Source organism: Acinetobacter ihumii, assembly GCF_900625095.1.
Classification (GTDB): Bacteria; Pseudomonadota; Gammaproteobacteria; order Pseudomonadales; family Moraxellaceae; genus Acinetobacter; species Acinetobacter ihumii.
This window is the reverse complement of sequence record NZ_LR130760.1, coordinates 2,529,933-2,554,052: the sequence shown is the minus strand read 5'-3', so window position 1 is coordinate 2,554,052 and position 24,120 is coordinate 2,529,933. Positions and strand designations below refer to the sequence as shown.

Sequence of the window (24,120 nt, the reverse complement as noted above, 5' to 3'; positions counted from 1 at the left end):
CAGGTTTAAAGGATGTATAGACAGATGACTTGCAGTATGACCGTTAGAAAAATCGAAAGATCACAGGTAACATACAGACCAAGAGCAACATCGCCGAGCCCTTATATAGGCGGTCGGCTTTTAAACCTTTGACATTGCCGGCCAGTAATGCACGACCAAAAACCATCCAGAACCATGCAACGGGAAATAAAATTAAACTAAAAACCGCCAGTACCAGAAATGCATTTTCCAAGGAATCCCATGTTTCAGGTGGAAAAATGCCTGCTGCAAACAGAAGCGCTTTCGGATTTTTTAACGTTGAAAAAAATACTTGTTTAGGTCTTACACTTTTATGATGTTGGCTATGTCGTTGTAAATGTGAGCTTTTCCATAAATTGAATGCCAGCCAAATCACATAAAGCGCACTAATAGCATGTAAAATCGTGCTTAATGCAGGCCAAATGGGTTGACCTAAATGGATAAATAATGCCCAAATGCCAATGCCATACAAATAACCTAACCACTCTGCTGGAATAAAAGAAGCTGTTTTTGCAATTCCCTGCTGATGTGCAGCACTCGCCAACAATGCATTGGTTGGCCCCGGAATAAGCAATACGGCAAGCATTGCCAAAACAAAAAACCAGCTTTCAATCATAGAGTATCCATCAAGATAAAGGTGGGCACACCTTATATGAAATTGAAATTAACTGACAAGTTTTTATCATAGCACCCCACAGTCATCTTAGCTAAAAATCCTCACTTTAAAATATAAACATTTGATATTTATAATTTTAACATGAAACATTTTGTGTAAAAATTGTGGGGGTGCAGTTTGAATCAAACAGCAATCGTATACCGTTTTGAAAAGCTTTAGCTGCTCTTTTTAGAGACAATGATCGGGCAATTTTTAAATTGAGCCGTCTGAACAATCGCCTCTTGTTGTCCTAAAACACGTGAAAGCTCAGTATTTTTGGTATTTGAGGACTGCCCCATATTCACCGAAACCGTTGGACCAAAACCCCAACCGCCTCGTCCCCAACCACCGCCTAAACCCACACCAAGACCAACCCCTGTGCGTTTCGGTGTTTGTACGCCATTTTCAATGTAAAGTTGAATACGGTTATATTCGCTTTGTAATTGTTGACAGTTTAGTGACTGATATTGGGTTGGAGATACATAAGTCGGTTTAACTGTGGTCGCACAAGCACCCAACAATAATGTCACTACGACCAGAGGAACTGAATATAAGCCTTTCATCGCTTTTCTCAAATTAATGCGGTTCAATTTCTGCAAACAAGGTCTGATACGCTTGCGTCAGTTTGTGTTCAGGTGATAAATGAACCAATGGTAAGTTTTTTTGATGTGATTCTTTCATTAAAACCGAAGGCGGCAACATACTGTTTAATACAGGCAGTCCTTCGTCTTTTAACTGTTGCACCACTTCTCTTGGCAATTTTGCCTGCGCCTGAAATTGATTGACCACAATGCCTTCAATTTCCAGACCATTATTATGATCATCTTGGGTTTCGATCACATTTTCAATCAAAGTTTGTAAAGCACGTTTAGAAAAGACATCACAATCAAATGGAATCAGTACCCGATCTGCGGCAATCAATGCAGACAGGGTAAAGAAATTAAAAGCAGGCGGTGTATCAATATAAATTCGATCATATTGACTACTCAGTTGCTGCAAGGAATCGCGTAATTTATAAATTTTATGTTTGGATTCAAGCGCATGTTCCAATGCGCCCAGTGTTGGACTGGCTGGAATCACATCCAATTGAGGAAATGCAGTATGATGCACGTAGCTTTCCAGCCCTTTGGAACGTGATTTTAAAATTGAACCAATGGCATTGCCAATCAAGCCTTTCTGCTGATTGTTACCCAATACATCATCAAAAAAATTTTCGATGTTCGGTTCTAATGCATGTTTATCTGCGGAATAGGTCGCCTGCTCACCTAAAAGATACTGACTTGAGTTAGCCTGTGGATCTAAATCAATCACCAGTGTTTTGAAATTTTGCTGAGCACTGATCGCTGCCAGATTTACCGTGATACTTGATTTTCCAACACCACCTTTTTGGTTAAATACCACACGTGTAAACATGCTTCCCTCATCATTATTTTTTCAAACTTGTTTAGAGTTTAACCTAGCAGCCAATTTAAAACACAAAGAATGTCAAACAATTAACCAAATACTGGTTTTAACCACACCAATCCTAATATTGAAATAAAAGCAACTGAGCCGATGACAAGACCTGCACGTCGTTGTATTAACATAATAGTGGTATCTTTTTTAAAGGCTTTAGCGAATGCCGATAACATGACCAGAAATAGAATAATTTTGGCATAAAACCAGGACTGCATCTGAAATTGCTTTTGGTAAAGCAAGACCATACCTGTCAAAACCACAATAGTTAAAGCCAAATGTTGGAATCCAACCAAAGATTTAGGAGTGTTTAAACTGAACGCTGTTACTTGATGATTAACCAACAATGGTTTTGCTCGAATAATCAACACAACACAGAAAATAATCAGTGCAATGATGTGCAGAACTTGCATCACTTCATTCATTCCCATTTTATTCCTTATACTTTTGGTACATGGGCACATTCGGGGCTAGCAGGAGCTTCGCCTTGCCATTCATTTGGTACATAGGCGTGAATTGCCAAAGCATGAATTTTTCCGGGACTGATTAAATCAGTTGCAACGGCATATACTTTTTGATGTCGCTGCACCAAACGCAAACCTTCGAAAATATCACTGACGATAATCACCTTAAAATGACTTTCTTTGCCGGGGAAATAACCACCATGACCTGAAGACTCATTAATGACTTCAAGGTGTTTCGGCTGAAGTGTATTTAAACTTTCAATCAGTTGTTGCTCAAGCGTCATGATCAATCACCGTTTCCCAATCAAAGATACAGCGAATTATAACTCGTCTAGCCTCAAAACAACGAAAAACTCGCCTTTACCGAATGTAAATTTAAAAATGAAAGTGATACACCTGACAATGTGTTTTTATTTTATGCAATCGAGCTGATTATTTGCATAAAATGGTTGACCCTTGATTTGCTTAATGTATTATAAGCGGCACGCGGGAATAGCTCAGTTGGTAGAGCACAACCTTGCCAAGGTTGGGGTCGCGAGTTCGAGTCTCGTTTCCCGCTCCATATTGTTTTTAGTGAAAGTTTTTTATAAAACTGCTCAAATATTTGCGGGAATAGCTCAGTTGGTAGAGCACAACCTTGCCAAGGTTGGGGTCGCGAGTTCGAGTCTCGTTTCCCGCTCCATATTCTAAAAAGCCCTAATTGAAAGATTGGGGCTTTTTCTTTTTGATTTATATGATTTTTTCTCGTTATTAAAGTCTTAATTCTATTCAAAGCATATATCCATTAAGCTATGTTAAAAAATCTTTGTGACCATTTTTGACAAAAACACTATTTAACCATATGATTTTTATTAATATTTTAAAAACAAATAAGTCTCCCATCTTTACATTAGTTGCTGACTTTCGCTATATGGGCATGCGTTGTAGAGAAACAACTAATCACGAAGATAATACTTATAACCATCAACCGCTTCATCTCTAAGAGTATTCATATTTGTATGATTTATAGATCTATTACTTCTGTAAATGGAATATTCATATAGCCTTAATAGCAAAAGAATATGATACGTTGAAGTTCCCACCAACTGAGTTGGCTTATAAAAACTAAAAATAATTTCTCCTAATCAAAGACACTCTACAAATTTAATTTAGAACTTAATTATGAGGTCTGAATAATTTAGCAAATTCACTTAACACAATAAACCAAATTTAAACATCTACATAATTAATTATAATGGCAATATTTGATTATAAAATAAATCACATGTTTAGACTTATTTGATCAAAAGCCACAACACTGAATAAATCTTTACAGATGTAAAAAATATCTTAAAAAGATTCATTCAATAAAAAAACTCTATCTCAAAAATTAGACTGTGTGATAATTCAAATATAAATTATTTAATCAAAAAACAAACACGCTTGTAATTCTACTAATACAACTTAATTCACAAAAATAACCAATTGGTCTATCAATTAGCTTATCAGAATATAAGGAATTGTTATATATCAATAAAATCACATTGCAATATCTATTGGATTAGAGGCAAGTTGCAATATTTTGGACTGCATAACCAAACTCAGCCCGATCATTGCTGAACTCCAGAATATACAATCCATAGTAAAAAAACATAATTTAAATTCAATTTAGATATTTAATTAAATAAAAACTAGATGCAAAAAAAATAAATAACATATAGAATATAATAATTTATGAGGAAACTAAATACCAGATAAAATTAAATATATTTATTAGGTATATTAATATACCTATTTTTTACTATTTTAATAAAAAAATTAAATATAAGTTTAAAGCTCAAAATCAAATAATCAAAATTTGTTAAATGATTTAACAACGTTTTAATAAGGATTTTAAAATGCTCAATAAAAAAGGCGTTATTTTACTTTTTAGCTGTATCCCAATCTATGCTCAGGCCTTTAATGGTGTTTATTTGACTGGATCAGGCCAGGTATCAAGTGGTATGGGAGGCGTCAGCCTTGCCGCTGGTATGGACAGAACCTCTATTTATGATAACCCTGCGAATCTTTCCTATCAAAACAACGGAGTAGATGCTCAGGTTTCATTATTAAATATTCGTTCCAGAGCCACGTTTTTGAATCAGCCTGAAGGTTTCAAATCTGATAAGTTTATTCCAATTCCAAGCCTTGCCGTGATCAAACATTATAATGATCAGTTAAGTTTTGGTCTCAGCATGACAGGGGCAGGGGCAGCCGTTAATTATGATGAACCTGCAATCCATGGATTTCCCGCAGATAAAGCCAAAGATAATTTAGCCATTGCCCAAGCGAGCCCGACCCTCTCTTATAAAGTGCTACCCAATTTAAGTATAGGTGCCAGTTTAGACTTGGGGATTCAACAATTTAGAGCAAAAGGTGTATTGGCAGGAACAGATACTCAAGGCGCACCTATTTTTCTGGAAGGACATGGCAACCAATGGGCTTATGGTCTGGGTGGGAGTCTTGGAGCAACATGGGAAGTGCAGCCGAACTGGTGGTTAGGTGCCGCTTATCATAGTGAAATGCGTTTTTCTAAGCTTGATGAATATAAAGATGATTTGTTGGCCAGTAGCCAAGGTCGAATCAATTTACCCGAACGCTATGGGATTGGCATTAAACACAAACTGAATGATCAACTCACTTTAGCAGCAGATATTTTGCGAATGAATTGGCAAGATGCCGATGGTCTGGGTCAAAAAGGCTCTTTTAACTGGCAAAATCAAACCATCTATCGTGCAGGTGTGGACTATCAATATCGTCCCAAAGATCATATCCGCTTCGGTTATAGTCATGCAGATGTTGTCGTGGATGCACAAGACACACTGGTTAATTTTTATGCAAATGCCATCGCCAATCAAGCATGGAGTATCGGTTATGGTCATGAATTTAGTCTAGGCACGCTTAATCTGGCTTATGAATATGCAGTAAACAAAAAAATAGAAGGAAGCGGTAATAGTTTTGGAACTAACTTAAGTAATCAAAGTCATGTATTTACCTTAGGTTTTTCTAAATCTTTTTAATCATGGAACGTCAAATAAAGGATACAATTATGACAATTTTCGTTTTAGTTCATGGTTCTTGGCATGATGGATCACTTTGGGAACCTGTGGCCAACCATCTGCGTGCACAGGGGATGACTGTGCACTGCCCAACCATTGCAGGTCATGGTCCAAATGCAAATCGTAACGTCAATCATGCCGAGTGTACTCAATCCATTGCTGACTACATTTTCGAACACGACCTAAAAGATATTGTATTACTAGGCCATAGCTATGGCGGTACCATCATTTCCAAAGTAGCTGAGGTCATTCCCGAAAGGATCAAACGACTCATTTATTGGAATGCGTTTGTTCTGCAAGATGGCGAAAATATGTTTGATAATATGCCCGAAGCCTATTATGAACTGTTTACCAGTCTGGCAGCAGCTTCTGGCGATAATACCGTTTTACTGCCTTACGAAGTGTGGCGTAATGCTTTTATCAATGATGCAGATGAAGACATGGCACAGCAAACGTATCAAATGCTCACCCCAGAACCATGCCAGCCTTTCCATGATCGGCTGGATTTAAAACAGTTTTATCAACTTGATATTGCTAGAACTTACCTGAACTGTACTGAAGATCAAGCTCTGCCTTCAGGATTCTGGCACCCGAAAATGTCAAGCCGTTTGGGTAAGTTTAAACTGGTTGAAATGGGGGGAAGTCATGAAGCAATGTTTACCCGACCTGAAGAATTGGCCAACAAAATCATTGAAGCTGCACAGGATTAACCATCAAGGCATTCAATCATGAATGCCTTTTTCTATTTTTACAGATTAGACATCACCTTGTTACAAGTGTGTATAAGCCATTGTCTTGCAACAGATTGATTGCTTTGTGAAAAACAATGAATCCCTACAAAAAACTAGCCATATCAAAGGGATGTTTAATTCGATCCAATACCTCATGTAACACTCTAAAATGTGGAGCTTCAGCCGCAACATACCGTTGATCACCCAAAAGTTTCAGCCCATAATCGAGCTAGGTATGAGCTGTACTGGACTTAACTGCCACATGCATTTCTGCCAAATAATCCTCTAAATTCACCTGCCCTTGAATACGGGGAGGGTGACTACTTATCCACCGGCCCATTATTGAGACAGATCTAAACCAGAGTTTTCCAGTTGTTCTGATAATGCAAAATGTCGATGAGTGTTGCCTGTACAGCGATGGTTTGAAGAATCAGCACCCCTAGCGAATAGTGATGAAAATTTAAATCCTAAACTTTGTATAAAGTTGAACGAGGGGCTAGTAAAAATTCACATTCTCAATGCCTTTTTAGTCCTAAAATAGATTCTGTTTTTGATCTTTTTTTGAACAGTTGTGCGAGTTTTCCTACATTTACTGTAAGAGATATCTTATTTTTTTGTCTTCCGAATAAATTAAAATAATAGAAGCACTATCTGTGTCATGTTTCATACACACTCATGACAAATAAATTTGGAGATAAACCATGTTTCGCAATAGAAATACTGATGAGGTTCTCAATCAAATTTATGACTTTATCAAAGAAAGACCCAATTTTTCCAAAAAAACCCAATTTGAGAAAATTGTAGATTTTTTTAGAGAAATTCATGAGGATAGTGACACCACTTTTAAATTTGAAACCCCACATAGAATTATTGGCAACTTTGGTTTACCTTTAATTGTTTCCATTCATGATGCACCTGACTACAACGACAAAAGCCGTTTTATAGATTGGGTTTTAGCAAGAATCTAATCAAATGTTAATCAACATAGTTTAAATAAGAAATTTGAAAATCCTTGCGGAGCTTTACCCTCTAGCCTAGCACTGGTAATCACTCTTAACTTATTACTCCATGAAATCCGAAGTCCCAATGCCTGCATTTTTTCTACCAAGCCCACATCTTCATGGCATTCAAGATTATCAAAACCACCCGCTAATTGATAAGCCTGCGTGCTAAAGCAAAGATTCGCCCCATGAATATGACGGTGATGCATTTCATCATGATAGTGTAATGCATAGTCCTGTTGCACTTGTTCAGAAAGTGTCTGCCAGTTATTAATCTCCACCACTCCACAAATAACATCTGTGGGCTGATGTAAACACTGTTGAATAAACCAGTCTTGGGTCACTTCACTGTCGGCATCTGTACAGGCCACCCAATAAATCCCCTGAGCTATAAAATGACGTACACCCAAATCTCGTGCTTTACCCACACATTTAAAGTTACACTCTAAATAATTAATTTTGCATGCCTGTACAATCTCAATAGACTTGTCAGAACAGCTATCTAGAACCACCAGTATCTCAATCTGAATATTATGAGCGGTGCAACGTTGACGCGCATCATGCAGTGCAGCAAGACACTTTTCCAAATACTCTTCTTCATTAAATGCAGGAATCACAACGCCAATATTCATATTAGTCCTTCCTGATCTGCCAGACTCTTGTTCTGTCTGGTCCATATATCAATTAGAAAATCCCTATCACTCAAACTTAGGTAATGACTTAGGTGCATCTTTTGCCTAAAAAGAGCGTGTACGTTCTCACCATTTAATTCGAATCCGTCAATGGGGTAACGCCAATGGCATAATAAAACTGTCCCATTTTCTGTTAAGTTTTTAGTTGATAAATCAATAAGTTGTAAAAGTTCTTTTTGAGTTAAATAGTATCCGATTTCACTGATCACAATCAGATCGTATGCATCTTCTGGAAAATCGTCTGGTAATTGTTTTTGTAAAACCTTGACATGATCAGCAGTGCTTAATCGTTGTTGTGCAAGATATACCGCGCGTTCATTTGCGTCTACACAAACCAGATGTTGACATCGCTCAGCCAATTGTTGACTAAAAACACCGTTTGCACATCCCAGTTCCAATCCCTTGTGATATTGGTCATGTAAAAGTAAAGATAAACAAATTGCACGTTTACGATACTCATACCAACGATCGACATAAGACCAAGGATCATCGTTTTTTTCATACAACTGATTGAAATATTCCACATGTTTAGCCATAGCAGTAAACCTCAAAAGGCTGGAGAATGCGCTCAATGGTAAACAGTGAAAGTATTGGCGCTTGATCTGTACTCGGATCAGCTACACATTGGCTTTGAAAGCATGTAATCGCCCGTCGTTTTTGTTCGACTTCAGCCCAATCAAGTTCAATCTTGAAGCATTGCTCCAAATTGAGTGAAGGGTGATCAGGTTCAGCCCAGTGCCATGCCCAGATAAATACCCGATAACAGAATAATTCATGTTGCTGTGCAAAATATTTAACGACTTGCCCCGCCACTTCATGATCGGGATGTCCATCCATTTCATAGGTAGTGATCAAAATATCATCTGGTCGGGTAATATTTTGAAGTGCCTGATATAGCAAATCAGTGTGGTTGGTAATTTGCCCATCCATAATATTCAACGCGATTCGCTCAATATGGATGTCCAGATCAAGCATTTTGAGTGCTTGCAATGATTCTTGTGGTCGAATCTGATTCAGCATCTCTGGCGTATAGTAAGATGAATTTGGATGGCTCATGGTCCCATTGGTAATGGCCACCAAAACCACCTCCCTTTTTAGTTTGGCAAGCTTCTGAATTAATCCAGCGCAACCTAAAATTTCATCATCGGGATGAGGCGCTATAATCAAAACACGCTGCTTAGCAGGAAAGGTTCGCGCCACATCACAAACTGGTAATTGATTTAAGGTTTCAGATTGTTGCCATTGCTTTAGCGAAGTTCCAACTCCATAAATCAGGCGTTCAGGCTGATGTTGATTTTTTATAAATGCCATAACTTCTGCTCCTGTCGCGTCAGTTCTGCTATTTTTTCAAAATCAAAGGCAGCATGGCTCTGTCTTAAAAAGACTGGCAGATCTGCCGCGAGCTGCGAAAAAATAGCATTTTCACAGAATGGACGCGCTCCCAATGCTTGGCCTGTCAGCGTTAAAACTGTTTGTGCAGTTTCTTCTACTTTTGCCCGAAGTACACGAATCATCAATTCATGAGGGTGTCCAGGATGCCGATCAATCTGGTTGGCGACCTTTTGAAAAAGTGAACGCGTCGTAATAAGTTGAGTGGTAATTTGCCCGAGATAATAAGATTGAAACGAAGAACTACGGATTTGACTGCTAGCAAGTAATATGTCGGCTAATCTTGTCGCTGCCCCGTACCAGCAAGCCGCGACACCTGCCGCACCGTGCCAGAAACCCGCTCTATTTAGATAATCACCTGCTTTCCCGACAGGTTCAGCAGCGACATGCTGAAATTCTACTTTTGCGGTTTGAGTACTGTGCATTCCCACAGCATGCCATCCGGTTAAATCAATATGGATCGCTGGATTCGACATATTCGTCAGGACTAATTGGGATTGATTATCCTGATCACGATAAGTCATGAGTGCATAATCGACCTCTTTTGCGGCAGAGCACCATGTTTTTTGACCATGGCAATAACCCTGTTCATAAGACAGCGTACATTCGGGTCCCTCCGCAGCCCAAACAGCATAGAGTCCATCGGGAATCGGGCTATAATTTAATTCCTTTAAAATGCTGATGGCATCCAGATGCGACTCAAAACATTTGGCCAGTCCTAAATGCGTGGCAGCAATTTGTGCCAGAATTTGCCAGCGTTTATAGGTCTGACCATGAGCAGGAAGCGGGATTTCAGACGTAAAGGCAACCAGTTCATGCAGAACTGCATTTAACTCAATGGGTTGCTCATTTACCATGAGTTGCTGTTCAAATTTAGATAAAACCAGTTGTAATGTCATTATATTCCCATGATAATATTTATTATTAAACCTATTTTGAACATAAAGAATCAGATTAAAACATTGAAACTTTGTAATTTTTTAAATGACGAATCAGAACTATATGCAATTAAATATCGTGATTTATTTTCAACGCGATTTAGTCTGAATACGAGATCTCATCTATTTGTCTTGCAAGCTAAAAATCTCATTTTTTAAAGATTCATGTCGCCCAACAGACCTTTGGGCGAGTGAATCATTGTTGTTGCCCTTCGATAGGATCGCTATTCTCTGGACGACGGATATGACACTCTCCATCCTCTGCTGGGTCGACACTTGAAGCATCTTTGTAAAAAACCAGATAGTGATCCATTAATCTACATACCATTTTGAATGAAAACGGCGAGGTTAAAATCACTTAATCATTCGCTAAAAAGTGCAATAAATCTTGGGCAACCCGTTCCTGTTGGGTGGCTAAAACACCATGTGGTTCACCGTCATATTCAATCAGGGTCGCACTTGGAATGGCTTTTTTCACCGCATGGGCACTGACTTCAATAGGCACAGTTTTATCTGCGGTACCATGGATCAGCAATAAAGGCACGGTGAAGGCCACCAGATCGGGTCTAAAATCGGTATAGGCAAATGCTCTGACGCAATCTACTGTGGCTTTTAAACTTGCCTGCATGGCAACTTGTGTATTCCATTTTAGAAATTCGTCACTGACGGCATGCTTCAATAGACCAACACCATAAAAGTCCTTAAAAAAATCGCTAAAGAATTTTGGACGTTCTGACAGTAGACCATCAATCATTTCCTGAAACACTGAACCGTCCACACCGTCTGGATGATCCTCTGTTTTTAATAAAAAAGGCACAACAGATGAAATTAATGCAACTTTCTTAATATCTTGCGCCTGATAGCGACTCAAGTAGCGTGCAATTTCTCCTCCCCCCATTGAAAAGCCAACCAAGGTCACATCTGTTAATTGTTTATCTTCCATGACACGGCGTAAATCATCTGCCAGTGTGTCGTAGTGATAACCCGACCATGTTTGTTCAGATCGGCCAAAACCACGACGGTCATAGCTAATCACACGATAGCCAGCCTCAACAATTTTCATGGCTATCCAATCCCAGCTATCCGATGATAAAGGCCAGCCATGAATTAAAATGACAGGTTCTCCCTGTCCCCAATCTTTGATATAAAGTTGTGCTTTCACATCAAGTGCTTCATATTCATTTTCAGTGACTGACATGCGTATTATTCCTTCAAAATGGCATACTCTTTTGAATCTACGTGTGATCAGTTTGAATTGATAAAGCTAAAATGTTGTTATTTTATACAGTACGTGAAGCTGTGTAGACTTTAGGTGTTTAATGCAATTAGGATTCACTCCCATTAAAATCGGGAATGCTTGATAAATTAAGCAGATGCAGTACAGCGTTAGAATGCTTAATGAAATGATGGAGTCATCATTCAGTCACACAATTCATGCAAACTCTACACTTCGTTGCGAACTGCATGACATGAATAACAGCTCAACCATATTGTCTCATTTCAATGATTGCTATATTTGCGCTTATTCATCATTACAACAAGCACATCATTATGAAAACTGAAATGAGCACTCACCTACCATCAATCATGGCCATGTGGAAATTCTTTAATGAGAATCTGCATTTCAAATTGTTAAAATATGAATTTACCCAAGGCGGTATTCAAGTCATTTATCGGGTTTATTCCAAGAAGCCTTGATCGTCAGTTTAAGGCGGTTTTATTCATTCATAAATGATGCCGCCTGACTCAAGTTGCATGCGTTCATTCCGTACTTTCATACGCATTATTCCACACTAAATTGACGATGTTTACTTCATCAAACACATCAGCTTAATCTTATTTATTCCCAATAGCACATGCATTGCATTGGGACTTGAACAGCTTTTTAGTTGTTATAAATTAGCATTTGGATCACTTTTCTGATCCGAATTTTTGACTTTTATTGGTCCTCCCAAAGTCTGCTTAAACCAATTCACGACTTCATCAATCACAGGTTCTTGATACCAGTGGATATCCCCATGTTCAGCACCTTTAACCAAAATATATGTCACCTGCTGACCTTGCTTCTTGAGTGCATCATATAATTGAACGCTTTGTACGGGAGAAACTAAGCTGTCCGCACTGCCATGCATAATCAAAAATGGAGGTTTAGGACCCTGTATGTGCCCCATCGGACTTGCTTGTAAAGCTTTTTCAGGCTGATGGCCAATACTTGCCCCAACAAAATCTCGAAATGCTGGGCCATTGACCAATAATGCCTCTGTAGCAGACATAGATTGATGAACTTTTTGCGTATCTTCAGAAAATCCCTCGCCGATATTCAGCAGATTGGATATTCCATAAAGTGTTGCAACAGCTTGTACATCAGAAGATTGATCTAAATCATCTCCCTGATCAAAACTTTTCTCGCTATTGGTCATCCCCAACATTTGCGCCAACCAGCCACCAGCTGAATCACCCAGCACACCTATACGCTGAGGATCTATTCCAAACTCTTTGGCATGTGCCCGTAAATAACGTACCGCAGATTTACCATCGACCACAGGGGCAGGAAAAGTATTTGGAATAACCCGATATTCCACCGCAGCCACAACAAAACCAGCTTTTGCCAATGCCATTCGCATCGCGATAAATTTATGATAATCCGTAGAAGTGAAACCACCTCCCGGAAAGTAAATAATCGCAGGTTTCAAAGCCTGATGGCGCGGAACCAACAATGACATATGCAAAGGGGTTACATTACGCTGGGTCATAATTTGCGAATACACCAGATCATTTAATTCATCAATCACAGCCGTTTTAGGCGTGAACTGCATGACCTGAGCACCAGCTGTATATCCTGTTATCTCAGTTTGACCCGCAACCGCAGTTTGGCTGAACAGCCCCATGACCATCATCATGCTTCCTATTAAATTGAGATTGCTCTTTTTCATCAATAACGCCATCCAAATGAAAACACAATAATTAAAAGTCTTGAAAACTTAAGCGGCAAAAACGGGCCGTAAAACACCGGACATTCTGGTTCAGTCGCCACTATTTAAGATTGTTTGGAAAGTCCTCAGGTAACTCACTTGCAGCACAGGCAATCACTGCTTCATTGTTTTTACCGCAATCCTGAATGAACGTAATGGTTGCAAATTCATCAATTACTTCTGTTGGATAAGCAGGTCCTGCTTCACGGTAAGACTCCATCAATGGGATAAAATCATTTTGGAAACATACCGTTTTTTCTGGGTTATTCCTGACCCAACGTGGGAAAAAGATCGTCCCATGAAAGACATTATCAACAAAATTAACAATTAAACTTACATCGGTACCTGTCGGTTCGGTCCATGAAATTTTAAAAACATCTTGGGCAATATGCACAATGTATGCATGTTGATCTTTAACCCAGCGATTGCCAACTAAGCCACTATGAATACGGTAATCGACAGTGCTTTCATTTTTAATATAAATTTCATAATTCCAGCCATTGTCATAAGTATAAACCAGATGTTTACCTACAAGACCACTTAAATCTTCTTTCACAAATTGAGTCATTTTTTTGCTCCTAACGTCATGTCATAAATAATTTAATGTTTTAAAAAATGAATTAAAAGTGCTATTTTTAGATCAAATACATTCAAAAATTTGATGAATATGAGTTTTAAAACAACCTTACAACAGTGGGCCTTGCTAGAAAAAGTCATAGAATCAGGTAGTTTCGCTCAAGCTGCCAATGAGACCTTTAAAAGTCAGTCTGCGGTGAGTTATAACCTTGAAAGGTTACAGGAATCTTTAGGTGTACAGCTTTTAACGATCAAAGGGCGTAAGGCGGAGCTCACTGCAAACGGCGAATTATTATTAAGACAGGTACGACCATTACTTCGGTCTTTTAGTTATTTTGAAAATTATGCCACGACTCTGACCAAAGGCATTCGTGGAGAAATTAATCTCATTGTAGATACGATGTTTCCCCGGGATCGGCTTTTTGAAGTATTGCGTTTATTCCACCAGCAATATCCAAAAACCAAAATTAATTTTACCGAAATTATAGAAAATACCAGCTACTTTACAGAGGCGAAGGAAAATGCCGATTTAATGATTCTTGCTGAAAAATATAACCTTGATGCGATTGGTGAATGGCTCATGGATATTCGATTCGTGGCAGTCGCGCACTCCGCTCATCCCATTCATAAAAAGCAAACACCTCTTTCAGATCAGGACCTTATGGGTGAAACACTGGTTTATATTTCCGATCAAAACAATCCCAATAAAGATAAAATAGATCAATTTGGCTGTTGGACCTTTACAACTGTTGAAACAGCAATTGAAGCAATCCTAAATCAGGTCGGTTATGGCTGGTTGCCCGAACAACGTATACAGCCTTATCTTGACTCAGGGGTTTTGAAAAAAATACACCTAGAGCATGGTCAACAACGCATGACTGCTTTGCATTTATTTTTAAGAAAAAACCATAGTCTTTTTGATGAGCCACTCAGATTTCTTATCGAATTATTTAAATTAGAACGATAAAGACCCATGCAAATTTCGTAGGCTTCAATAAGAATTGAGATGAATGATTGGTCTTAAGCCTGCAACAACCTAATAACATATCTCGTTATAATTTAAATTAAAACGCACCGCGTTAATGTAATCTCTACAATTCGTTGCGAATTGCATTATATGCACAACAGCTCACGCATATTTTGTGGCTTAAAGCAGTGTTATGGTGTGTTTAATCATCATTACAACAATCAAATCATCATGAAAACTGAAATGAGCACACAACTTCCTTCGATTATGGCCATGTGGAAATTTTTTAATGAAAATCTGCATTTTAAATTGTCAAAATATGAATTTACAGAAGGTGGGATCACTGTGATGTATGTGGTGATGGATCCAGAACAATTAGCAGAATCAATTCCTGAGCGGTTTTCTTAAGTGATATTTATAGAGAACATGCATGTAAATATGGAATTAGTCTTTTTAAAATTAATGATCTTTTTAAATTAAAGATCATCAAGATCCGACTACGTTAAAAGCTGAGCGAAATAACCTCGATGAAAGCACTATCGCAAATACGGTATTCGCCACGATTCCCTCTCATTAACAGCGCATGCACTTGCACTCATTTACGGGATACAAATCAACAAAAGCATGCTATTTAAATTAGGGGAAATCCCTCATTCTTCTTGAGTAAAAAACAGCTTATTCTTTTTTTATTAGGCATAAGGAGTGTTTCCAATGACAACCACAGAATCAAAAACAGAATTAAGTAAACAGCCTCAAGTAGATGAAGCAGAATTTAATGCTTTTTTTCCATCGAAATATTCACTGTCACAATTCACCAGCGCAAAAAGTGACTTGGAAGGTGCTGACTATCCGCAACCTTATCAGGGTAAACGTCGTATTTTAGTGATTGGTAGTGATGAACGTTATCTCAAATTAGAAAATGGCACTTATTTTTCTACAGGCAACCATCCTGTTGAAACGTTATTGCCTATGTATCATCTACATCAAGCAGGCTTTGATTTTGATATTGCAACACTTTCAGGCAATGCTGTTAAATTTGAATTTTGGGCCATGCCTAAAGAAGACGAAGCCATTACAGGTTTACACAAAAAATATCTGGATCAGTTTCAACAGCCATTAAAACTTGCAGATGTTGTCGAAAACCTGGGGTCTGAAAATGATTACGCGGCAGTTTTTATTCCCGGTGGACATGCACCGCTTGCAGGGATTCCAGTGAGTGAAGATGTGAACCAAACACTGCGCTGGGCTTTAGATCATGATCGTCATATTATTTCAATCTGTCATGGCCCTGCTTCTTTACTGGCATGTGCCCCTAAGGATGGCAGTCATGACTTCCCTTTTGCAGGCTATACCATTACCGCATTCCCAGATGCCATTGATCGAATCACTCCAGAGTTAGGTTACATGCCCGGACATCTCACTTGGTACTTTGGCGAAAAACTAAAAGCACTCGGTGTCAATATCGCCAATACAGAACCCGATAAATCAACCTATAAAGACCGTAAATTAATTACAGGTGCCAGTCCTTTCGCTGCCAATGCTTTAGGCAAATTAGCGGCGGAGACATTGCTTGCAGAGGTCATTGATTAAAGATGTCAAGGTCTATATTAGGCAAAGTGCCCAATATTGTACTTGCGCTTCAGCAGAGTACGGACATGAATGAGCTTTCTCAGCATGTGCGTACTTTTGCGACACCATTGGGCTACGATCGTTTTATTCTTTATACTGTACCGCCCAAAGGTGAAGGTGCGATTGGTGAGCTATTATGGCTTGAAGGTGACTGGTTTGGTGATGGCAGTGACGTTAGCCCAGACACCTATATCGCACGTTGTCCAGTGAATCGTCACTTACTTGAAACGGATCAAGCATTTTTCTGGACCAAGCAAATACATTCGGGTCAGGAAGTATACCGAGTGGTGAATCAACCCAAAGGTTTGGGAATTCATGGTTTACAGGTTCCTATCTTTGCACATACAGGACTTTTGGGCGCGATGAGCTTGGGTGGAACGCAAATTGAGAGCAGTATGGAGGTTCAACTTGCATTTTCATTGATTGCAGTTGCAGCATTTAAGTCCGCACAACATATCAGTCATTTTCTAAAATCGTCAATTACCTCTCCTTTATCGGCACGCGAGCTAGAAGTCATACGCTGGATCGCTTCTGGTCGTAAACAGGCAGATGTTGCGGTCATGCTTGGATTATCACCACGAACGGTTGAAAATCATCTACGTCGTATTCGCGAAAAACTGGGCGCAGCCAGTACTGCACAAGCTATTCATCTTTTAATACGTGATCATGCATTAAAGCTCTAAGGTTCGATGCTTTATAAAAGTAATTGTTGTTCTCACTTACAGCACAAACAGGAATTTTCTGAAGCAGGCATTAAAATGGTCTATGTGATGATGCAGACTAAAGCAAGAATCACAAACTACATGGTTTTTCGCAGTTGACGCGCGCGTCTGAGCAATCCTAGAACCTTTTTTCGTTCCAGAATTTCAGTCTCCTCGACATCTAATATCAGCACAAGCTCAGAAATATCCAGCATGACATGCTCAATTAAAATACTATCCATTTCGACTGTCCAAGTGACTTGTGAAATAAATCGTGAGGATTTCACATGATTTCTCATGATTTATGAGTCTTTATCCAGAGAGTGTGGTGTCGTAGTTTGATCTTGCTGTTTATTGTCATTTTCACCCTGACAAGCTGTAAGTGCAATCAACAGAGAAATCGCCATCACTATCCGTACATGTTTTTTCATCTTGTTCACCTTACTTCGTTAAATGAGACCAAATAGCGTAAAACCGTTCGAAACTGAATAAAAATCAGATAGAGCATAGAGGCTGATGATTGTAAATATTGCCGCTTATGCCCCACCGATTATGGATGATCACTATCACCAATGAATCATCTGTTTATTGATGAAGCGGCGTTGGCTGTAAAATTTCAATCCAATAATCATCTGGATCTTTAATAAACGCCACATAGTTCATACGCCCTTCACTCAAACGCTTTTGAAAATTAACGCCTAACTGTTCAAAACGTTCACATTCTTTGACGACATCAGGTACAGAAACACATAAATGACCAAACCCACGCGGTTCACTGTTACCATTGTGATAGTGAAAATCTGGATCATTTTCAGTGCCATGATTCAGTGTTAGCTCAAGCACACCAGACTGACTCAATACCCATTGTTTACGTGCTACATCCTCTTGTGGAATTTCACTAAGATCGCGGCGAACCAAATAAACAATCGTAAATGCAGCGTCATCAAACACTTGCTCATAAACAGGTACAAAACCCAATACCTTGGCATACCATTGGATAGACTGCTCTAAGTTTTTGACCCGAATCATGGTGTGGTTAAAAACATAGTGTTTGGTTTCTGGGTTTTCAGAGCTGGGAAGATTAAATTTGTTGAGTAAATCGTTGAGTGCCATACAGATGCTGCTCCCATGCACATATGCAGAGATAAATAATGATGATGAGATGACTTTAACGCATCCCCAAACTCAAATCCAATTCACGGCTGTACTTGGTTGCATAAATAAAACATTTCTGTCGTGTGGCTTGGATAGCAGTGAACGCTGAACATCCACAATTTTTGAGCAATCTTTAAATAATTATGCTTTTTTTACTTGTATTTTTTGATGGCTTCGGTAAAATCACGCCACATTGCCGGCATAGCTCAGTTGGTAGAGCAACTGACTTGTAATCAGTAGGTCCACAGTTCGAATCCGTGTGCCGGCACCATTTCTCTTTTCGTGATCTTCATAAAAAAATTAATCTTTACTCGCCCTAATTTGCACGTAACGAATAACCCCCTTCTGATATAAATAGCCACATAATTTTGCCGTAGCCCATATTTTAATTTGCGCCAGATCTTTATTATTTTGAACTGTGCTAGACCGAATATAGTCAGCGAATCCCCCCAATACCGATGCACTGATATCTGTGATCTGAACCTGATGAAAGCCCTGCTGTTTAATGTGCTGTGTCATGGTTGTGCAGTCATTCAGATGGCTTAACTCAACATCTGCAAGTTTGAGTAAATAACGATATTTTTGCTTGCGCAAAGCAGACAATTGCTGCCATTGGTCTGACAACATTAAATAATGAAAGCCAACACGTCCATTTGACTTGAGTACAGCTCGGACAGCATTTAAAAAATGCTGGAGATTGCTATGGTAAGCCGCATCTATACATAACGCTACATCAAAGGATTGTCTAAAATTAAAAGCGTTTAAATTTAGAAATGATCCCTGTTCAACCCTGACCTGTTGACCCAGTTGTTGTCGGATACGCTGTACCTGATCAGCCTGTAGCTCAATGCCAGTTAAATGCTGAATCTGATAATGGGTTAACCAGTGATGTAAACTTGCCCCTTGTCCACAGCCCAAATCCAGCACGTGATCGGACGCATTTAACTGCACCGCCTGCGCTAAATGATCGGCCAGTTGTTGACAAGCGGTTTTATAGTCATCGGTATTTTGCCAGTCGCCCAGATTGGTCCACGCCAAAGCTCGCTCATCACCCAAATATGCAGCATCAATCGCATATTTATGTGCAGGTCGTTTTAAAGTGCGAGGAACGAGCTTCATGAAATTCACCTGTAGGTTTTAATACCCCAATTGTGGTGCAATTTCAATGTGCGGTTTTAAACCAACAAACGGCAATGGCGCATTAAAAATCTCAGCAATGTTCATGGCAGAAGTCACCGCAGATTCTAAAATAGGCAAACCGTCACACGACCATGATCCACAGAAAAATACTTTACGATCAGGCATTCTATGACGTTGTTGCAATTCTTTATTTAAGGCAACGGTGCTTGAATCAACCACAGCGCGTGTCAGTTTGACCGTCGAAATAATTTTTTTAGGATCAATATCGGTCACCGGTCGCCATGTTTGAAATACTGGATTTTTACCGACTAAACTTGGCTCAACCGCATTCATCCAGACCGTAAATTGCTGACGGGTAAATTTACGATCCATCATATAACTGAGTACCGACCAATCTTTGCGACGTGGAGGCATCACAGTGGTGTCCGTATGAATCACCAAATCGCCCTGCTCAAAACGAAATTGTTTCAGTAAGGCAATATCTTCAGCAAACTGTTCAGGATGTAAAAATTCCTCAATGTTAGAGGTTGGAGTCGCGACAATCACCCGATCAAATACACCTTGTGAACCTTGTGCCGTTTCCACATGAACCTGTTCACCCTGTTGCTCTACCCCTGTAATCGCCGCGCCACTGCGAATATCAATGCCATCAATTAAACGATCGACAAAGGCAGGCGTACCGCCTTGCATTCGCAGCAAGGCATCTCCATCGGTCAGTTGCCGTAAAAATACCAATAATGGCTTGGCTGGCCAGTCTCCAATGGTTTTAGGGTTACAGGTACAAACCGTATATAGCACTGGCATCACCGCACCATGCCAAAACACTTCTTCAATATGATGTTGATTAATAAATTCCGCAAGTGTGATCTCTTGCTGCTCAGATTTAAAAAACTGTTGAATCGCAGTTTTAAGCTGTAACATGCCTTTGACCAAACGCCAGCCATACTGCTTCAAACCTTTACGGTTATTAATAATTGGGAAGTTACCAATTCGAGTACGTGAAGTGGTCAGCCAGGTTTCTGTACGATCTTCAAATAACCAGCTACACGCCATATAAGTTCGCACAGGGAACATGGTCATGCCTAGGTGGGTGGCTAAACTCAGGGTATTTTTCCACAAATGTGGATTCATGACCCGAAGGGGTGCGTCAATGATTCCGCCTTCAAACTGGATACTATGACTGTCCATGCCTCGACCTGACAGGGCTTCAAATATCGTGACCGTATGTCCTGCATCTTTTAAAATTCTTGCGGTAGCAAGACCCGCCATTCCGCTACCGATAATTGCGATATCCAAAATTAAGACCCATCAGTTAAGCATTTTTTTGATTATGAACGATCCGTGTCAAAAACACCGTATTAAAATCTACCAGTTTTCCTAAAAAAACAGGGCGCATTGATTAAAAAATAATCAAATAAAATTGTGATAAACATCACATAATATTGTTGAGCAAATACATGAATATTTTGTGATTTTTTATTATTTAATCCTAAAAATTTGTTAAAAAAAAAAGGGATAATTTAACCAAATGTTTGACATAAAATTTACAAGGTTTTTTATTTCCGCTAATATATACGCACAAAAACGAGAAGCACATCACAAAAATAATTTTTCAGCAACTCGTCAAAATAACAATGATTTCATTACAGCGAAAAGCCCTTTATCTGAATTGATAAAGGGCTTTTTTTATTGAACTTAATGAATGACCACGCGATTAAATGATAACGCTGGCATTATGCTGTGGTGATTCGACCAAATTTTCCATTATTAAAGTCATGAATCGCTTCAATAATTTCTTTTTTGCTGTTCATTACAAATGGACCATAACCTTCAATTGGTTCATTCAACGGCTCACCAGTCAACACCAAAAATTTAGCATCACTCACTGCCTCTAATTCAAAATCTGCATCAGCCTGTTCAAAAATGACAATAGAACGTTCTGCCACCTCGTGACTTGCATTCACTTTGACATCGCCATTCATCACCACCAGTAGCGAGTTGTGACCCACAGGAACGGTAAATTTTTGGCTTTGACCTGCGGTCAAGTAAGCATCCCAGACATTAACTGGACTAAAAGTGCTTGCCGCACCCTGCGCCTGCTGGTATTCACCTGCAACCACACGAAGGTAACTACCCACGTCATCTAGTTGAATCACTGGAATTTGATCCGCCTCAATGGCCTGATATTTTGCTGGAGTCATTTTGGAATGTGCAGGTAAGTTCACCCACAGCTGTGCCATTTCAAATAAGCCACCCTGTTCAGCAAATTCAGGTGAATGGAATTCTTCATGCAAAATACCACCACCAGCAGTCATCCACTGCACATCACCCGTTTTAATTGTGCCACCACCGCCTGCTGAATCTTTGTGAGTCACTTCACCTTTGTAGGCTATGGTCACCGTTTCAAAACCACGGTGCGGATGTGAACCTACGCCTCGTTGTGAATGGGTCGGTTTAAACTCATAGGGTGCAGCATAGTCCAACAGTAAAAATGGACTAATGGCTTGGCCAAAACGGTCATAGGAAAATAGATTGTTGACTGGAAAGCCATCGCCCACCCAGTGCATATGTTTATTTTGATAAATACCTTGAATATTCTTCATTGCCATTACTCCTCTGTAGGGCTAGCATTTGTACAAATTTTACGCCTTTCCTCAGCCAAGGCATACCATTTGCATAAAACTTAGTGTCCTATATTTGAGACAAACAAGAGATTTAATCTCTATATTTCAAAACATTTCAGATGTTTTAATCTGTAAATGTCCTATTTTCATGATTCTTTATCCCAATAAAATCTCTTATATGCCCGTGAGTGCTCTACTACCATGAACAACTTGTCTAGCTTGTATTTTTAAAAGCTGACCAGACCGCTCAAGAGAGGAGATACATCATGAGCAAGCCGTATGTACGTTTAGATAAAAATGATGCAGCCGTTTTATTGGTCGATCATCAAACAGGTTTACTTTCTTTGGTTCGTGATATCGACCCAGATAAATTTAAAAATAATGTATTGGCACTTGCGGATGCTGCCAAATATTTTAATTTGCCTACGATTTTGACCACTAGCTTTGAAAATGGTCCCAATGGTCCATTGGTTCCTGAATTGAAGGAAATGTTTCCAGATGCACCGTATATTGCTCGTCCAGGAAATATCAATGCATGGGACAATGAAGATTTTGTTAACGCAGTAAAAGCAACAGGTAAAAAACAATTGATTATTGCAGGGGTTGTGACCGAAGTATGTGTTGCCTTCCCTGCGCTTTCTGCCATTGAAGCAGGTTTTGATGTTTTCGTCATTGCAGATGCCTCAGGGACGTTCAATCCAGTGACCCGTGATGCAGCATGGGACCGTATGTCGCAAGCAGGCGTACAAATTTTGACATGGTTTGGCGCAGCATGTGAATTACACCGTGACTGGCGTAATGATATCGAAGGGTTAGGACAATTGTTCTCAAACCACATTCCTGATTATCGTAATTTGATGACCAGCTTTGCTTTGGCACATCCAGAGAATAAATAAGTTCCAACTGAAATATCATGATAAAAATAAGAGTGAGCCAATCACTCTTATTTTGTTTTCAGGTTAAATAAAACAATATTACTGCTTTAATAGGTTTGAAATATGCATTCATTTGATGATTATTATTATTTTTATCTGGTCGTCAAACATGGCGGATTTAGTGCTGCCAGTGAAGCTGAAAATATTACCAAATCCAAATTGAGTCGTCGTGTTTTAGAGCTTGAAGATAAATTTAATGTCAATCTGATTCAGCGCACTACACGTCATTTTAAAGTGACTGCACTGGGTCAGGAATTTTACGAAGAGTGCTATAAAATTATTGCGCAGGTCGAATGTGCCAAAAGTGTATTATTACAACAGCGTACCGAACCGCAAGGCCTCGTCAAGATCAGTTGCCCGACCTTAATGATGCAGTTTCAGATTCGTGAATTACTCAATCATTTCTTAAAAGCCTATCCCAAAGTTGAAATTGAGCTGGAACTGACCAGCCGCCGCGTCGATGTACTGCATGATGATATCGATATTGCAATTCGAACCAGTTTTGAGCCAACTCAAGATTCAAGCCTGATTGTTCGCGATGTCGTTCGTACCTCGCATTGTCTGGTCGCAGCGCCGAGCGTGCTGAATGGTCAAACGATTGAACATTATCAGCAACTTCATGACTTTCCTTGTATTGGCATCGGCATTCAAAAACAGGACTATCATTGGCAGTTACAGCATATTCCCACGGGTGAACAGATCCTTTTCCCCTTTCATCCACGCATTCGCAGTAATGATATGGCAGGTGTGTATTATTCAGTTTGTGACGGTCTGGGTATTGCCGATTTACCTTATCTGACTGTTGAAAAAGATATTGAACAAGGCAATCTCATCCATGTATTGCCCGAATGGCAATCTAATCAGGGCATTGTGCAGTTGGTCTACGCCTCGCGCAAAGGACAACGTCTGGTGGTGGAAAAACTGATTGAAACACTGGTAGGTGGTTTGCGCTCACTTGCCAATATGCAAAAGGGCTACCACCTGCTCTAGTGTCATACTGG

27 protein-coding genes, 3 tRNA genes and 1 pseudogene are annotated in these 24,120 nt (G+C 39.4%); 13 read left to right on the top strand and 18 right to left on the bottom strand.

Features of this window, described 5'->3' with window-relative positions; all coding sequences use genetic code 11:
• Positions 1–43: 43 nt before the first annotated feature.
• The 5 genes from E0D95_RS12000 to E0D95_RS11980 form a co-directional block, all read right to left on the bottom strand.
• Complete coding sequence (locus tag E0D95_RS12000; RefSeq protein ID WP_130804021.1) at positions 44–634, bottom strand: LysE family translocator; 591 nt, start codon at positions 632–634, stop codon at positions 44–46.
• 215 nt (positions 635–849) lie between these two features.
• Positions 850–1,236, bottom strand: coding sequence for a hypothetical protein (locus E0D95_RS11995; RefSeq protein ID WP_130804020.1), 387 nt, complete (start codon positions 1,234–1,236; stop codon positions 850–852).
• Positions 1,237–1,249: 13 nt separating this feature from the next.
• Positions 1,250–2,086, bottom strand: coding sequence for a ParA family protein (locus E0D95_RS11990; RefSeq protein ID WP_130804019.1), 837 nt, complete (start codon positions 2,084–2,086; stop codon positions 1,250–1,252).
• A gap of 80 nt (positions 2,087–2,166) precedes the next feature.
• Positions 2,167–2,553 carry a SirB2 family protein gene (locus tag E0D95_RS11985; RefSeq protein WP_228258860.1) on the bottom strand — a complete coding sequence of 129 codons (387 nt, stop codon included), beginning with the start codon at positions 2,551–2,553 and terminating at the stop codon, positions 2,167–2,169.
• Positions 2,554–2,567: 14 nt separating this feature from the next.
• Complete coding sequence (locus E0D95_RS11980) at positions 2,568–2,876, bottom strand: BolA family protein (RefSeq protein WP_130804017.1); 309 nt, start codon at positions 2,874–2,876, stop codon at positions 2,568–2,570.
• A 202-nt stretch (positions 2,877–3,078) separates the two neighbouring features.
• On the opposite strand from E0D95_RS11980, the gene E0D95_RS11975 reads away from it, so the two are divergent.
• From E0D95_RS11975 to E0D95_RS11950, 6 genes and pseudogenes are all read left to right on the top strand, one after another.
• A tRNA-Gly gene (locus E0D95_RS11975) sits at positions 3,079–3,154 on the top strand.
• Positions 3,155–3,198: 44 nt separating this feature from the next.
• Positions 3,199–3,274 (top strand) — tRNA-Gly (locus E0D95_RS11970).
• A gap of 159 nt (positions 3,275–3,433) precedes the next feature.
• A pseudogene (locus tag E0D95_RS15995) lies at positions 3,434–3,565 on the top strand (Arm DNA-binding domain-containing protein); the annotation flags it as partial.
• A 904-nt stretch (positions 3,566–4,469) separates the two neighbouring features.
• Positions 4,470–5,630, top strand: a complete 1,161-nt coding sequence (locus tag E0D95_RS11960; protein ID WP_130804016.1) for an OmpP1/FadL family transporter — start codon at positions 4,470–4,472, stop codon at positions 5,628–5,630.
• A gap of 29 nt (positions 5,631–5,659) precedes the next feature.
• Complete coding sequence (locus tag E0D95_RS11955; protein ID WP_130804015.1) at positions 5,660–6,379, top strand: alpha/beta fold hydrolase; 720 nt, start codon at positions 5,660–5,662, stop codon at positions 6,377–6,379.
• Positions 6,380–7,101: 722 nt separating this feature from the next.
• Positions 7,102–7,368, top strand: coding sequence for a hypothetical protein (locus E0D95_RS11950; RefSeq protein ID WP_130804014.1), 267 nt, complete (start codon positions 7,102–7,104; stop codon positions 7,366–7,368).
• A gap of 11 nt (positions 7,369–7,379) precedes the next feature.
• Here E0D95_RS11950 and E0D95_RS11945 read toward each other — a convergent pair whose 3' ends face one another.
• The 7 genes from E0D95_RS11945 to E0D95_RS11915 form a co-directional block, all read right to left on the bottom strand.
• Positions 7,380–8,033: a glycosyltransferase family 2 protein gene (locus tag E0D95_RS11945; protein ID WP_130804013.1), complete on the bottom strand. Its 654-nt coding sequence runs from the start codon at positions 8,031–8,033 to the stop codon at positions 7,380–7,382.
• Positions 8,030–8,629, bottom strand: a complete 600-nt coding sequence (locus E0D95_RS11940) for an SAM-dependent methyltransferase (protein ID WP_130804012.1) — start codon at positions 8,627–8,629, stop codon at positions 8,030–8,032. Before E0D95_RS11940 ends, E0D95_RS11945 begins: the two co-directional genes overlap by 4 nt.
• Positions 8,622–9,404, bottom strand: coding sequence for a PIG-L deacetylase family protein (locus E0D95_RS11935; protein ID WP_130804011.1), 783 nt, complete (start codon positions 9,402–9,404; stop codon positions 8,622–8,624). Before E0D95_RS11935 ends, E0D95_RS11940 begins: the two co-directional genes overlap by 8 nt.
• Entirely contained in the window at positions 9,392–10,381 is a 990-nt protein-coding gene (locus E0D95_RS11930) for an acyl-CoA dehydrogenase family protein (RefSeq protein WP_130804010.1), read from the bottom strand. The genes E0D95_RS11935 and E0D95_RS11930 overlap by 13 nt, the downstream gene beginning before the upstream one ends.
• A gap of 397 nt (positions 10,382–10,778) precedes the next feature.
• A complete protein-coding gene (locus E0D95_RS11925) occupies positions 10,779–11,618 on the bottom strand; it encodes an alpha/beta fold hydrolase (protein ID WP_130804009.1) in 840 nt (279 codons plus the stop codon).
• Between the two features lie 694 nt (positions 11,619–12,312).
• On the bottom strand, positions 12,313–13,353 hold the full coding sequence (locus tag E0D95_RS11920) for an alpha/beta hydrolase (protein ID WP_130804008.1): 1,041 nt from the start codon (positions 13,351–13,353) through the stop codon (positions 12,313–12,315).
• A 100-nt stretch (positions 13,354–13,453) separates the two neighbouring features.
• Positions 13,454–13,960 carry a phenolic acid decarboxylase gene (locus E0D95_RS11915; protein ID WP_130804007.1) on the bottom strand — a complete coding sequence of 169 codons (507 nt, stop codon included), beginning with the start codon at positions 13,958–13,960 and terminating at the stop codon, positions 13,454–13,456.
• A 99-nt stretch (positions 13,961–14,059) separates the two neighbouring features.
• On the opposite strand from E0D95_RS11915, the gene E0D95_RS11910 reads away from it, so the two are divergent.
• From E0D95_RS11910 to E0D95_RS11900, 4 genes are all read left to right on the top strand, one after another.
• The gene (locus E0D95_RS11910; protein WP_130804006.1) at positions 14,060–14,935 is read left to right on the top strand and encodes a LysR family transcriptional regulator; all 876 of its coding nucleotides are present in this window, start codon (positions 14,060–14,062) and stop codon (positions 14,933–14,935) included.
• A gap of 243 nt (positions 14,936–15,178) precedes the next feature.
• Entirely contained in the window at positions 15,179–15,343 is a 165-nt protein-coding gene (locus tag E0D95_RS15685; protein WP_165443218.1) for a hypothetical protein, read from the top strand.
• A gap of 303 nt (positions 15,344–15,646) precedes the next feature.
• Complete coding sequence (hchA, locus tag E0D95_RS11905; protein WP_130804005.1) at positions 15,647–16,525, top strand: glyoxalase III HchA; 879 nt, start codon at positions 15,647–15,649, stop codon at positions 16,523–16,525.
• Between the two features lie 2 nt (positions 16,526–16,527).
• Positions 16,528–17,247, top strand: coding sequence for a PA1136 family autoinducer-binding transcriptional regulator (locus E0D95_RS11900; RefSeq protein WP_130804004.1), 720 nt, complete (start codon positions 16,528–16,530; stop codon positions 17,245–17,247).
• 116 nt (positions 17,248–17,363) lie between these two features.
• Here the strand turns inward: E0D95_RS11900 and E0D95_RS11895 are convergent, their stop codons facing one another.
• The 3 genes from E0D95_RS11895 to gloA form a co-directional block, all read right to left on the bottom strand.
• Positions 17,364–17,552: a hypothetical protein gene (locus E0D95_RS11895; protein WP_228258859.1), complete on the bottom strand. Its 189-nt coding sequence runs from the start codon at positions 17,550–17,552 to the stop codon at positions 17,364–17,366.
• 15 nt (positions 17,553–17,567) lie between these two features.
• The gene (locus tag E0D95_RS15870; RefSeq protein ID WP_431830763.1) at positions 17,568–17,672 is read right to left on the bottom strand and encodes a hypothetical protein; all 105 of its coding nucleotides are present in this window, start codon (positions 17,670–17,672) and stop codon (positions 17,568–17,570) included.
• Between the two features lie 178 nt (positions 17,673–17,850).
• Positions 17,851–18,378, bottom strand: coding sequence for a lactoylglutathione lyase (gene gloA / locus E0D95_RS11890; RefSeq protein ID WP_130804002.1), 528 nt, complete (start codon positions 18,376–18,378; stop codon positions 17,851–17,853).
• Positions 18,379–18,615: 237 nt separating this feature from the next.
• On the opposite strand from gloA, the gene E0D95_RS11885 reads away from it, so the two are divergent.
• Positions 18,616–18,691, top strand: a tRNA-Thr gene (locus E0D95_RS11885).
• A gap of 29 nt (positions 18,692–18,720) precedes the next feature.
• Here the strand turns inward: E0D95_RS11885 and E0D95_RS11880 are convergent.
• The 3 genes from E0D95_RS11880 to E0D95_RS11870 all read right to left on the bottom strand — a co-directional run bounded on the left by E0D95_RS11880 (position 18,721) and on the right by E0D95_RS11870 (position 22,163).
• Positions 18,721–19,539 (bottom strand): SAM-dependent methyltransferase, encoded by an 819-nt coding sequence (locus E0D95_RS11880; protein ID WP_130804001.1) that lies wholly within the window; start codon positions 19,537–19,539, stop codon positions 18,721–18,723.
• Positions 19,540–19,557: 18 nt separating this feature from the next.
• A complete protein-coding gene (locus tag E0D95_RS11875; RefSeq protein WP_130804000.1) occupies positions 19,558–20,856 on the bottom strand; it encodes an FAD-dependent oxidoreductase in 1,299 nt (432 codons plus the stop codon).
• A gap of 437 nt (positions 20,857–21,293) precedes the next feature.
• Positions 21,294–22,163, bottom strand: a complete 870-nt coding sequence (locus E0D95_RS11870) for a pirin family protein (RefSeq protein WP_130803999.1) — start codon at positions 22,161–22,163, stop codon at positions 21,294–21,296.
• 287 nt (positions 22,164–22,450) lie between these two features.
• Here E0D95_RS11870 and ycaC point away from each other — a divergent pair, with 287 nt between their 5' ends.
• Both ycaC and E0D95_RS11860 read left to right on the top strand, forming a co-directional pair.
• On the top strand, positions 22,451–23,080 hold the full coding sequence (gene ycaC / locus E0D95_RS11865; RefSeq protein ID WP_130803998.1) for an isochorismate family cysteine hydrolase YcaC: 630 nt from the start codon (positions 22,451–22,453) through the stop codon (positions 23,078–23,080).
• 102 nt (positions 23,081–23,182) lie between these two features.
• A complete protein-coding gene (locus E0D95_RS11860; RefSeq protein WP_130803997.1) occupies positions 23,183–24,109 on the top strand; it encodes a LysR substrate-binding domain-containing protein in 927 nt (308 codons plus the stop codon).
• Positions 24,110–24,120 lie beyond the last annotated feature (11 nt).

Excerpts from the sequence above, each read along its gene's own strand:
- E0D95_RS12000 (WP_130804021.1), bottom strand. The coding sequence starts at position 634 with ATGATTGAAAGCTGGTTTTTTGTTTTGGCAATGCTTGCCGTATTGCTT.
- E0D95_RS11995 (WP_130804020.1), bottom strand. The coding sequence starts at position 1,236 with ATGAAAGGCTTATATTCAGTTCCTCTGGTCGTAGTGACATTATTGTTG.
- E0D95_RS11990 (WP_130804019.1), bottom strand. The coding sequence starts at position 2,086 with ATGTTTACACGTGTGGTATTTAACCAAAAAGGTGGTGTTGGAAAATCA.
- E0D95_RS11985 (WP_228258860.1), bottom strand. The coding sequence starts at position 2,553 with ATGAATGAAGTGATGCAAGTTCTGCACATCATTGCACTGATTATTTTC.
- E0D95_RS11980 (WP_130804017.1), bottom strand. The coding sequence starts at position 2,876 with ATGACGCTTGAGCAACAACTGATTGAAAGTTTAAATACACTTCAGCCG.
- E0D95_RS11960 (WP_130804016.1), top strand. The coding sequence starts at position 4,470 with ATGCTCAATAAAAAAGGCGTTATTTTACTTTTTAGCTGTATCCCAATC.
- E0D95_RS11955 (WP_130804015.1), top strand. The coding sequence starts at position 5,660 with ATGACAATTTTCGTTTTAGTTCATGGTTCTTGGCATGATGGATCACTT.
- E0D95_RS11950 (WP_130804014.1), top strand. The coding sequence starts at position 7,102 with ATGTTTCGCAATAGAAATACTGATGAGGTTCTCAATCAAATTTATGAC.
- E0D95_RS11945 (WP_130804013.1), bottom strand. The coding sequence starts at position 8,033 with ATGAATATTGGCGTTGTGATTCCTGCATTTAATGAAGAAGAGTATTTG.
- E0D95_RS11940 (WP_130804012.1), bottom strand. The coding sequence starts at position 8,629 with ATGGCTAAACATGTGGAATATTTCAATCAGTTGTATGAAAAAAACGAT.
- E0D95_RS11935 (WP_130804011.1), bottom strand. The coding sequence starts at position 9,404 with ATGGCATTTATAAAAAATCAACATCAGCCTGAACGCCTGATTTATGGA.
- E0D95_RS11930 (WP_130804010.1), bottom strand. The coding sequence starts at position 10,381 with ATGACATTACAACTGGTTTTATCTAAATTTGAACAGCAACTCATGGTA.
- E0D95_RS11925 (WP_130804009.1), bottom strand. The coding sequence starts at position 11,618 with ATGTCAGTCACTGAAAATGAATATGAAGCACTTGATGTGAAAGCACAA.
- E0D95_RS11920 (WP_130804008.1), bottom strand. The coding sequence starts at position 13,353 with ATGAAAAAGAGCAATCTCAATTTAATAGGAAGCATGATGATGGTCATG.
- E0D95_RS11915 (WP_130804007.1), bottom strand. The coding sequence starts at position 13,960 with ATGACTCAATTTGTGAAAGAAGATTTAAGTGGTCTTGTAGGTAAACAT.
- E0D95_RS11910 (WP_130804006.1), top strand. The coding sequence starts at position 14,060 with ATGAGTTTTAAAACAACCTTACAACAGTGGGCCTTGCTAGAAAAAGTC.
- E0D95_RS15685 (WP_165443218.1), top strand. The coding sequence starts at position 15,179 with ATGAGCACACAACTTCCTTCGATTATGGCCATGTGGAAATTTTTTAAT.
- hchA (WP_130804005.1), top strand. The coding sequence starts at position 15,647 with ATGACAACCACAGAATCAAAAACAGAATTAAGTAAACAGCCTCAAGTA.
- E0D95_RS11900 (WP_130804004.1), top strand. The coding sequence starts at position 16,528 with ATGTCAAGGTCTATATTAGGCAAAGTGCCCAATATTGTACTTGCGCTT.
- E0D95_RS15870 (WP_431830763.1), bottom strand. The coding sequence starts at position 17,672 with ATGGCGATTTCTCTGTTGATTGCACTTACAGCTTGTCAGGGTGAAAAT.
- gloA (WP_130804002.1), bottom strand. The coding sequence starts at position 18,378 with ATGGCACTCAACGATTTACTCAACAAATTTAATCTTCCCAGCTCTGAA.
- E0D95_RS11880 (WP_130804001.1), bottom strand. The coding sequence starts at position 19,539 with ATGAAGCTCGTTCCTCGCACTTTAAAACGACCTGCACATAAATATGCG.
- E0D95_RS11870 (WP_130803999.1), bottom strand. The coding sequence starts at position 22,163 with ATGAAGAATATTCAAGGTATTTATCAAAATAAACATATGCACTGGGTG.
- ycaC (WP_130803998.1), top strand. The coding sequence starts at position 22,451 with ATGAGCAAGCCGTATGTACGTTTAGATAAAAATGATGCAGCCGTTTTA.
- E0D95_RS11860 (WP_130803997.1), top strand. The coding sequence starts at position 23,183 with ATGCATTCATTTGATGATTATTATTATTTTTATCTGGTCGTCAAACAT.